Annotated in this window: 8 protein-coding genes; 5 read left to right on the plus strand and 3 right to left on the minus strand. The window is 64.3% G+C overall.

Features of this window, described 5'->3' with window-relative positions; all coding sequences use genetic code 11:
• Positions 1-7 precede the first annotated feature (7 nt).
• From HW932_RS08510 to HW932_RS08520, 3 genes are read right to left on the minus strand one after another with little or no spacing between them, the layout of a single operon-like run.
• On the minus strand, positions 8-394 hold the full coding sequence (locus HW932_RS08510) for a TIGR03745 family integrating conjugative element membrane protein (RefSeq protein WP_176976057.1): 387 nt from the start codon (positions 392-394) through the stop codon (positions 8-10).
• Between the two features lie 23 nt (positions 395-417).
• Positions 418-651 (minus strand): TIGR03758 family integrating conjugative element protein, encoded by a 234-nt coding sequence (locus HW932_RS08515; protein WP_176976058.1) that lies wholly within the window; start codon positions 649-651, stop codon positions 418-420.
• On the minus strand, positions 648-1007 hold the full coding sequence (locus HW932_RS08520; protein WP_176976059.1) for an integrative conjugative element protein, RAQPRD family: 360 nt from the start codon (positions 1005-1007) through the stop codon (positions 648-650). Before HW932_RS08520 ends, HW932_RS08515 begins: the two co-directional genes overlap by 4 nt.
• 292 nt (positions 1008-1299) lie before the next feature.
• On the opposite strand from HW932_RS08520, the gene HW932_RS08525 reads away from it, so the two are divergent.
• The 5 genes from HW932_RS08525 (at position 1300) to HW932_RS08545 (ending at position 9317) form a co-directional block, all read left to right on the plus strand.
• The gene (locus tag HW932_RS08525; RefSeq protein WP_176976060.1) at positions 1300-1491 is read left to right on the plus strand and encodes a helix-turn-helix domain-containing protein; all 192 of its coding nucleotides are present in this window, start codon (positions 1300-1302) and stop codon (positions 1489-1491) included.
• Between the two features lie 46 nt (positions 1492-1537).
• Positions 1538-3121 (plus strand): ATP-binding protein, encoded by a 1584-nt coding sequence (locus tag HW932_RS08530; protein ID WP_176976061.1) that lies wholly within the window; start codon positions 1538-1540, stop codon positions 3119-3121.
• A 5-nt stretch (positions 3122-3126) separates the two neighbouring features.
• Entirely contained in the window at positions 3127-5151 is a 2025-nt protein-coding gene (locus HW932_RS08535; RefSeq protein WP_176976062.1) for a Druantia anti-phage system protein DruA, read from the plus strand.
• Positions 5152-5331: 180 nt separating this feature from the next.
• Positions 5332-8220, plus strand: coding sequence for a hypothetical protein (locus HW932_RS08540; RefSeq protein WP_176976063.1), 2889 nt, complete (start codon positions 5332-5334; stop codon positions 8218-8220).
• Positions 8217-9317, plus strand: coding sequence for a hypothetical protein (locus HW932_RS08545; protein WP_176976064.1), 1101 nt, complete (start codon positions 8217-8219; stop codon positions 9315-9317). The genes HW932_RS08540 and HW932_RS08545 overlap by 4 nt, the downstream gene beginning before the upstream one ends.
• Positions 9318-9332 lie beyond the last annotated feature (15 nt).

Here is a 9332-nt window from a genome sequence, read left to right on the forward strand (position 1 = left end):
CCGACCCTTACAGCACGCCGGTGGCCTTGGTCAGCAACCAGATGCCGACGACCAGCAGGATGGCGCCCACGGCCACGGTCAGGCCGAACTGGCCCCAGGTGGCGCGGCCGGTGTGGATCTCCGAATAGCGCGTGTAGGCGTGATAGCTGACACCGACGAACATTGAGGCGACCACGAGCAGTGCGATCAGCAGCACGATGTCGTAGCCGTAGTTCTGGATCGTCTGCATGATGCCGCTGCCGGCACCACGCGACGGGTCCTCCATGGTGGGCAAGGCCGCCCAGGAGGCCGGCGGCGTGGCCGCGATGCCAAGCGGGACGAGCACGGCGGCGATCCGCATGGCTGGGCGCGCCGTGGTGCGCGCATCAGCGCGATGAGAAGTCGAAGCGTTCATGGCGATACACCCTTTCATGATGATCAGGACAGGAGGAAGAAGCTCAGCACCAGGTACATCGCGACAAAACGCAGGATGACGCCGAGGAACTGGCGTTCGGTCAGGCGGTGTTCCGCCCAGCCGACGTAGGCGGTACGCATCGCCCACACGCCCCACAGCAGCAGGATGGCGAAGACGAAGCCGAGCACCACGACGGACACGGCCGACGGGGCAAAGCCGCCGTTGGCCTGAAAGGCGGCAATCTGATCGGCGGTCACGGCGAGGGCTCCTTCCGCTCTTCGCGACGCGCGTAGTCGCCGGCCAGCGGAACGGGATCGCGCGGCTGGGCGCGCTGGGGCACGAGGAAATCCTGCACGCCGGTGCGCACGCGCTTCAGGTCGTTTCTCAGCCGGGCGTAGTCGAAGTGGTAGCGGGCATGCTCCCGCGGCGCGGTGTTGGCCGCGTGCTCGGCCAGGCGGTCGATCAGGTCGAGCTGACGCACGAGGGCCGCGAGCCGCGCATGCTCGGAAGCCGTGTCGACAGCGAGTGCGGGCGTTGGGCCGACCAATAGGCAGACCAACAGCAAGCCCGGCACGCGGCATCGCTCGGCGGTCGTCGTGGATATCGAAGTCATCACGCCAGTCCGGGGTATGGATGGCGAGATGCTGCAGCGCGGGGGCGTGAGGGGCCGCAAAGAATGGGAACCGGGCCGCGACCGGATTCTTCGTTCGCTCCTCCCGGCAAATCACGGGCACTACCCGGTTGACGCTCCGGCGGCCCGCCGATTCGTCAGTCGCGCCGACGCTCATTTAATCCGAGCAGATCACTAGAAATCATGCCTAATCATGCTGGATCGTCTATGCAAGACGGCCGATTCATGCCATTATGCATAACTTGCCTGTATTTCGACCTCATGAAGGAAACCCATGTCGGATCGCTGGTTGTCGGTCGAAGAGATCGCCGAGCACTTGGGAGTGAGCAAAGACACCGTCTATGCGTGGATTCGCAGGCGCGAGATGCCGGCGCACCGCATCGGGCGGCTATGGAAGTTCAAGACGGCGGAGGTCGACGAGTGGGTGAAGTCGGGCGGTGCTGCTGAAGAAGAAGGACGAAAATAGAAATGAACTGCAGGGGAGCACATGATCAAAGCTGGCGGGTAGTGTCATGACGAAGACTGTGCACTCAGTTCGACGCGCTGATTGCTCGATCATTGCGCTCGACAACTTCATCCAAGCGACCCGAGACTCTGGGTACAAGGGTACAGCGAGCGCGATCTCAGAACTCGTTGACAACTCTATCCAAGCGGGTGCCACACGCATCGCGATCTCCGTCGCGGCCAAGACCAGCGACGACGAGGAGAAGGCGATTGAGGTTTCGGTACTGGACAATGGCTGTGGGATGGACCCGCCGACACTGCGTCAGGCACTCCGATTCGGCGGCAGCACTAGATTCGGGGATCGCCGAGGACTTGGGCGGTACGGCATGGGCCTACCCAATGCGTCGCTGAGCCAAGCGCGGCGTGTCGCGGTCTTTACGTGGCAGTCGCCGAAGGGCGCGCGTGGGCATGACACCCCGACCGTGTACTCGTCATACCTCGACGTCGACGAGATCGTGCGCTGCGAAATGATCGAGGTGCCCGAGCCGCAGGTGGTGAAGGTGTCGCCAAGCGAGTGCGCCGGGAACTCGGGGACCCTCGTTTGCTGGTCGCAGTGCGATAGGCTCGACAATCGCCGCGTCTCTACCATCGTGCGCAAGCTTGAGGCGGAACTCGGGCGACGTTTCAGGCACTTCATCTGGAAGGGCCTTCGCATCACCATCAACGGCGATACCCTCGACGCCTTCGATCCGCTCTACCTACACCCGAAAGCAGAGATCTCTGGTGCCCAACTCTTCGGCGAGGAGATGCGCTTCGAAGTCCGCGCCGATCCGCTCGATTCGCGGAAAACTGGTTGGGTGAGTGTGCGCTTCACGGAACTGCCGGTCCACGCGTGGCACAAACTCTCGAACGACGAGAAGCGCCGAATCGGTCTCTCGAAGGGTGCCGGCGTCTCAATCGTCCGTGGAGGACGCGAGGTGGACTACGGCTGGTTCTTCATGGGCAGCAAACACCGAGAGAACTACGACGACTGGTGGCGCTGCGAGATCCAGTTCGATCCGATCCTCGACGAAGCGTTTGGCATTACGCACACGAAGCAACAGGCTCGTCCCCAGGCACACCTTATCGAGGCGCTCTCGCCGGACCTCGAGGCGACCGCGCGTGCCCTCAATGGCCGCGCACGCAAGGCCCACACCGCCGTGAAGGCGAGCGAACGCTTCTCCGAGGCGGAGCGCATCGCCAACGAGCGGGAGCATCTCCTGCGCCCCCTCCCGCGCAGTGCAGACCCGACAGCGCGCGCGCTGATGCGTGAATTGGAGGAGAGTCACCCGACGCTACGGGATCGCGCCGACGAGGCGGACCGCTACAGCATCATCGAGCACTCGGTGAAGGACACGTCGTTCTTCACCCTCGCGCACGACGGGGACAGGCTTGTGCTCGTATTGAACCCTGATCACCCCTTCTACCGCGAGATATACAAGCCGCTCTCTGAGGGCGAGGCCCCTCGCGATCCACAACTCCGCGCCAAACTCGAACTGCTCCTCCTCGCGGCGGCGCGGAGCGAAGCGGCCGCGCGCGGGAAGGTCCCGGCGCTCGCAAAGCATCGGCTCGAGTGGAGTAACACCTTGGCCGCCTTCCTAAACGACAAATGACCAACGTGCCCGACAACACGTGGACCACGCTGGAGCCGTCGCTCCCGAGCAAGGCGTCGCAGGACGCCTTCGTGGAGCACGCACGTGCGCTGGCGAAGGTGTGCCGGCGGGAGCGCACTGAGGAGGCGATCGAGAAGGCGCGCAGCGCGTTCGTCGCTGAAGTCACGGCGTGTCGTCGCAGTGATCGACAGGCGCTGCTCGCGGCGGGGCTCGTCATGACCGACCTCGCGACGCAGGGCTGGACGGTCCGCGTGCGCAGCGAGCGCGTCGAGGTCAAGCCGCCCGACCCCGTCACCGACCCGCTCGCCGAGAAGGCACGCGTCCGTCGGCAGGAGTTGGTCAAGCGCAACGCCCAACTCCGTCAGCCGTCGGTGCAGCGGTTCCTGGAGTCGATGGAGCGCCAGCGTCTCCACGATGGGGGCTACGTCTCAATCTACTCGCTCATGCGCGACGGGCGAGATCTCGCGAAGGGCCTTCGGGAGGCGCGGACGCACCTCAACAACGGCTGGGCCGACGCGCTGTCGAAGCTCGTCGATCCCTACCTCCAGTTCGTCACCTCTGAGAACGCTGCGTGCGAGTTCACCGGACTGCGCCTGATGGACGTGTGGCGCTACTTCCGCCACACGTGGACGAACCAGTACACGAGCGTGCCGGGTCGGACCATGGTCTTCCTCGTACGCGACCGCGCCGCTGCCAACCACCCGGTGATGGGTATCGGCGCGCTGAGCAGCCCGATCATGCAGATCCGCGAGCGCGATTCGTGGATCGGGTGGCACCCGGAGACCTTCCTTGATCGCGTGCGGACCGCGCCGACGCGAGAACTCGCTAAGTGGCTCGTCGACACGCTCGACGCCGCCATCGACGAAATCTACGTGGCGGACCTGATCGAGGATGGCATCCTCTCGACGCGCGATCTCAAAATACCCTCGTTGGCAGTGATCGAGCGACTGCATAAGGAGAGCACAGAGGCGCGCAAGAAGCACCACCGCTTCGCGCGCTCGCGTGACCACAAGCAGAAGCGCTCCGCTCTCCCGGGCGATGAGTACTGGATCGTGAAGGCCAGGACGCACCTGTTCCGCAGCAAGCGTGCGCTCGCCCTCTCGACATACCTCCGCGCGCGCATGGTCCTCTACGAGGCATTCGGCGGCAAGCCGACGGCGGAGAAGCTCGCCACGCTCGCGAAGACCGGGTACGGCAGCGACGCGATCCGCAGGGTGCTCAAGAAGGCGAAGGCTGACCGGGTTGGCATCGCGGTCGCAGACATCTCGGTGTGCGGCGCAGTGCAGCCCTACAACGCGCTCCTCGGCGGCAAGCTTACCGCCATGATGGCGGCGAGCCCAGAGGTCGTACATCAGTACCGTCGACGGTACGCCCACGCGGAGAGTGAGATCGCGTCCTCGATGGCTGGGCGGCCCATCGTGCGTGCTTCGAAGCTGGTGCTCCTCGGCACGACGTCGCTCTACGGCGTGGGGTCGAGCCAGTACAACCGCATCAAGATCCCGGCGGAGCGCCTCGGGGGCAATGCGGAGGACGTCATCCGCTACGAAGAGTTGGGTCGATCGGAGGCGTTCGGCACGTCGCAATACTCCGAGGAGACGGTCGACGCGCTTGTCGACCTCGTGCAGCAGTCCGACGCGCAGCGCGTGAACAGCATTTTCGGCGAGGGCGTGAGCCCCAAGCTGCGCAAGGTGAGACAAGCGCTCGACCTGCTGAACCTGCCGTCGGGGATGCTCCTCCGCCACCACCGTCAGCGTGTCGTGTACGCGGTGAGCCTTATCAAGAACCTCGGCGACTACCTCATCGGCGCCGCCAAGCGGCCCGAGTACGTAGTACCGGTCAACGAGGGCGTGGCGGCGACGGTGGCGATCGGCGCGTGGTGGCGCGAGCGGTGGTTACGAAATCGGATCACCTCCGATGACGTCCTCGATGAAGTCGAGCGGCACACAAGCGTCCGTCCGATCACCCACGGGGCTCGTGTTCCCCACCAGCGCTCCGCGCCCCAGCAGCCCATGTATTCCGATCTGTCGTGAAGTTCCAAAAGGATGATGATGGGTAAGTTCAGGGACATCCGAGAGAACACCGTGCTCGTGCGGGGAGTCGCGACGCAGTCCCCTTCGTGCGCGCTGGGGTGGTGCGCTCGGTCTCCTCACCTGACGACGACCGACGCGCAGCGCGCGGCCGTGCGGCTCCGGAAGTGAGCAGGTGCCGTGATGGATCTGGGGGCGTGGAACCAGCGACTTGCAGAGCACTTCGGCGCCCTCGCGCGTGACCGCAAGGATATCCCTGTCTTCGCCTTGGAGCACGGCCTCGCGCAGGCCGAGTTGCTGGCGCTGCAGAACACGCTGCGCGCTCACATCCAGGTCTCGGCGCCCGCGCGCGACCACCAACTCGTTTGGGTCGTCTACGCGGCGGAGATCGGCTACGGCTACGCGGGGAACGAGTACTGGCAGACCTTTGAGGACAAGACGCCGGGCTGGAGGTTGAACGGTAGGCGCGACTGGATTCGCGACGCCTTTGTCGCCTTCCAGCGGAAGTTCGCGGGCGCGAAGCCGTCGGGCCCCTGGGCGGAGCAGTTCTCGATCATTGCGTGGCCCATCACGCACGCGATCCTCCCGTGCGACCTGCAACAGCAACTCGCGCGCATCCTCTACGAACTTCGGCACTCGTTCTCCGGCGAACTCTTCGATGAGCCGCAGCGCCTCGGGGACTTCATCGCGGCGCGGAGTTGGAACACGTCGGCGCGCTTCCAGAACCTCGTGCAGGCGCCGGCGCTCGTCGGCCAGATCGCCGCCGCGCTCCTTCTCCAAGGGAAAGAGGGCTTCAAGACTCTGCTCCACCCGACGACGCTGAAGCGCATCGGCGATGACGTCGACCGCGAACGTCGCGGTCGCGACTGGCTGCGCGGCGCGCGCCACGCAGCGGAGGAGCGGGCGAAGATCCGAGGGCTGACCATCGGCAGGTCAACGAACACGACGTTCCAGCGGCGTGAGGAGGCCCGAGAAGAGGTCGCACGACTCGGCATCGAGCCGCGCCTCGTGCTGCGACCCATCGAGGGGTCACGCTGGGAGGTCTCGCTCGAAATCCCAGACCTCTCGCACCTGCTCCTCCGCTTCCCGCAGGTGCGAGAGGTCCTCACCGAATCGCGATGCACCGTCGCGGGCGCGGCGGGGCGCCCGCTCGCGAGGGGGCGCTGCCTACACGGTCCCCAACGCGTCCCGCTCAGCCGCTGGCCCCAGCCCGACGATGTGCTGTTGAAGTTCGAGCGCACCGACGCGCAACTCGAGTACCTCCTGCGCGCGGAGTGCATGCTCCGTCCGGGCACTTCATGGCTCTTCAAGGTCGCCAGTGATGGCCTTGCCTACGAGTCTCGCGGGATGCGCGTGCGTGCGGACTCGAAATACCTGCTCGTGAGCACCGAGCCCTTTGCCAACTCACCCGTCGCGCGCCCGGTCGAACTGGCGTGCCAAGGCGTACACGCCGCACTCCTCGACGTGCCCGCTGCGCTCACGTCGGAGTGGGAGCAGGCGCTGAAGCAGTTCCAGGTCACCCAGGCGAAATCTATCGAGGTGTGGCCCGCTGGGCTCGCGGCGGTCGCGTGGGACGGTGAGGGATATGGCGAGTGGCTCGCATCGGAGACGCCGACCCTCGCGATCCGATCGGACCACGCGATGGACGAGTTGACCATTGCGATGGGGGATGGCCCGTCACCCTCGTTGACGCTGACCGACACGCCGCCCGGCGAGGCAGTCTTCGTCGAACTCCCGCCGTTGCCGGTAGGGCTCCACAAATTCAGCGTCGCGGCGCGCAGCGGGAGCAGCGCAGACTCCGAGGTGATCGGCGACCTCGACGTCGTCATGCGGGTCCGCGAGGCCCGCCCTTGGTCGCCTGGGTCGACCGCGCACGGCCCACTCGAAATGGAACTCGACCCCGCCGCGCCCTCGCTCGAGCAACTCTGGGAAGGGAAAGCCGCCGTCCTAGTGAGTGGTCCTACTGGGCGCCAGCTAATGATCCGGGTGCAGATGTTCGTGAGAGCGGGAGAAGCACCGTTGTTTGAGCGTCAACTGCCGCCGGTCACGTTACCGCTTCCAAGCGAGGAATGGACGCGCCACTTCGAGGCATACATCAAGAATGACAAGAGCGCACAAGGCGCATACGACGACACACACGTTTGTGAGATCGAACTCACCGCCGACGAACTTGGTGTGTTCACGTTTCGCTGTGAGCGCGAATTCACGCCGCTGCGATGGTCTTTGCGGAGGAATTCCTCTGGGTTCATAGCGCTGTTGCGAGACGACGCTGACAGCGACGCGCCAGTCATCGAGCGCTATTCGTTCGAGAGTCCAGCCGTCGGAGAGAAACTTCCGAGTGGTGTGGAACACAACGTACCGCGCACTGGTGGTCTATACGTTGCAGCGAGCGGTGATTTCAAGGTGGCCATTGTTGTTCCACCTGTCGTGGAAACGCTTGCGGATCTACAGTTTGAGCCACAAATTGACGTTCGGGGTCGTACGGTTGAATCAGTCGCTCAACTCTTGGCATTGGCTAGACTTTGGAACTCGGCACGGCACTCTGGCGAACTTGTTGGGCGCGCGCGCCAGCGGCTTATCTCACGAGCTATTGCGACGCGCATTGCATCTCTAATCGCCGGAGACAACTGGAGCAGATGTGAACGGGATTTTTCTCGAGAAGAAATTGGAATAGGAATGCTGAGGCGGGCGATTCCGATGCGGCGGAATCAGCAAAAAAATGGTTGGCGGCTAATTACTGTTGATCAGATTTTTCCCCGCGAAATCTTAGTGCGACTCGCGGAGGCACCCTTGGCTGAACGAGGCGCTGCATTTAAGGACCTTGCTGAAAATATCCTAAGCCTCGAACGAGAAGGGAGTTTGCTCTGGCTTTCTGAATTTGCACTGCGGATGGCAAGTGCCCCTGGCAGCCTTGAGAATTGGGCGGGCTCCCACCTCGAAAAAGGAATCAATACATTACTGGACGCGCCGTCGCTTGCTTGCACTGCACGCTTTTTGGTTCTCGCTGTTGATCAGATGAGGACTGTGCCAACGGGCGCTGATGAGATATACGCGGGATGGGGGTGGTCATGAGGCGCCTTACCATCGAAGAAGTACACGCGCAGAAGATCCGAGAACTCGGGCTCGACCCAGAGGCGCTCGACCTGACGACGCCGGAGGGGCTTGCAGGCGCGCTGCGCCGGGCTGCGAGCTACCTGTGTCCGTGCTCTGCGACGACGCTCGTGCGCGCCGTTGTGCGCCCGCTGCGGGGTTTGGTGCCCGACCTCGATAAGGCAAAGGAACTCGTCGAGGAGACGCTCGAGGCGATGATCTCGCATGGCGATGTCCTCGAGCAGCCTGAGGTAGAAGACGGGACGCCGACGGCGCGCGTACTGCTCTACGCCGCGCCCGCGAGCTTCGTTGTCCGTCAAAGTGGGCTAGTGATCCTCCTCGGCGTCACCGCAGACCAACTCTCGCCGCTGCCCTCGGAGTTTGAGCGTCGCATCCAATACCTCGGCCACGTACGCAGGCTGAGCCCGTCATCCGGGACCGAGGATCTGCGCGGCGAACTGTGCCAACTCGGGTTGTTCGAACTCACGTCCGACGCATGGCTGAAGGGTCCCAAGCCCAGTGCTGCGTCGCAGGCCGTGGCCGCGAGCGATCAAGCTCTCGACGTCGTCCTGCCGTCGAGGGACATCCCAGGGCTCCAACTCCTAGATCCGGCGAAGCCGGTCAGGTACTACCGGGGACGCTGGACCGAGCCGAAGGCACAGACAGGTCGCTTTGTCGCGCGGCGACAACAGGCTTACGGCGCCGATCTCTGGTGCTACGTCCAACTCACTAATGGTCAGCCAGAGCGGATGATCGACTTCCCGAAGCGGGGAAGCCGGTGGCGCGGCTGCGACGAAGCGTGGCACCTCCAGATGGCCATCGACGCGCAGCGCGATTCGCCACAGCGCTTCCGCGTCACGCCCAGCGGAGACGCCGTGGTCCTCGAGTTTTTCTCGCCGGCGCCTGCATGGGCGCGTCGAAGGTGGGATGCAATCGGCGAGCCGGTTCCGAGCGCTGGCAGCCTCTTCGCTTATCGGATACCCAAGACGGAGATCGAAGAGGAACGGCGGTTTGCGCGTGAAGCGCTCTGGCTTGAAGAGATGACGACAGGGTCGAATCGGCGAGGTGCTGAGAGATGACGGGACCGCTTAAAG

This window comes from Allochromatium humboldtianum, from assembly GCF_013385175.1.
Classification (GTDB): Bacteria; Pseudomonadota; Gammaproteobacteria; order Chromatiales; family Chromatiaceae; genus Thermochromatium; species Thermochromatium humboldtianum.

What these genes read in the sequence shown, in the direction of transcription:
- HW932_RS08525 (WP_176976060.1), top strand. Translation starts at nt 1,300, where the DNA reads ATGTCGGATCGCTGGTTGTCGGTCGAAGAGATCGCCGAGCACTTGGGA.
- HW932_RS08545 (WP_176976064.1), top strand. Translation starts at nt 8,217, where the DNA reads ATGAGGCGCCTTACCATCGAAGAAGTACACGCGCAGAAGATCCGAGAA.
- HW932_RS08510 (WP_176976057.1), bottom strand. Translation starts at nt 394, where the DNA reads ATGAACGCTTCGACTTCTCATCGCGCTGATGCGCGCACCACGGCGCGC.
- HW932_RS08540 (WP_176976063.1), top strand. Translation starts at nt 5,332, where the DNA reads ATGGATCTGGGGGCGTGGAACCAGCGACTTGCAGAGCACTTCGGCGCC.
- HW932_RS08530 (WP_176976061.1), top strand. Translation starts at nt 1,538, where the DNA reads ATGACGAAGACTGTGCACTCAGTTCGACGCGCTGATTGCTCGATCATT.
- HW932_RS08520 (WP_176976059.1), bottom strand. Translation starts at nt 1,007, where the DNA reads ATGACTTCGATATCCACGACGACCGCCGAGCGATGCCGCGTGCCGGGC.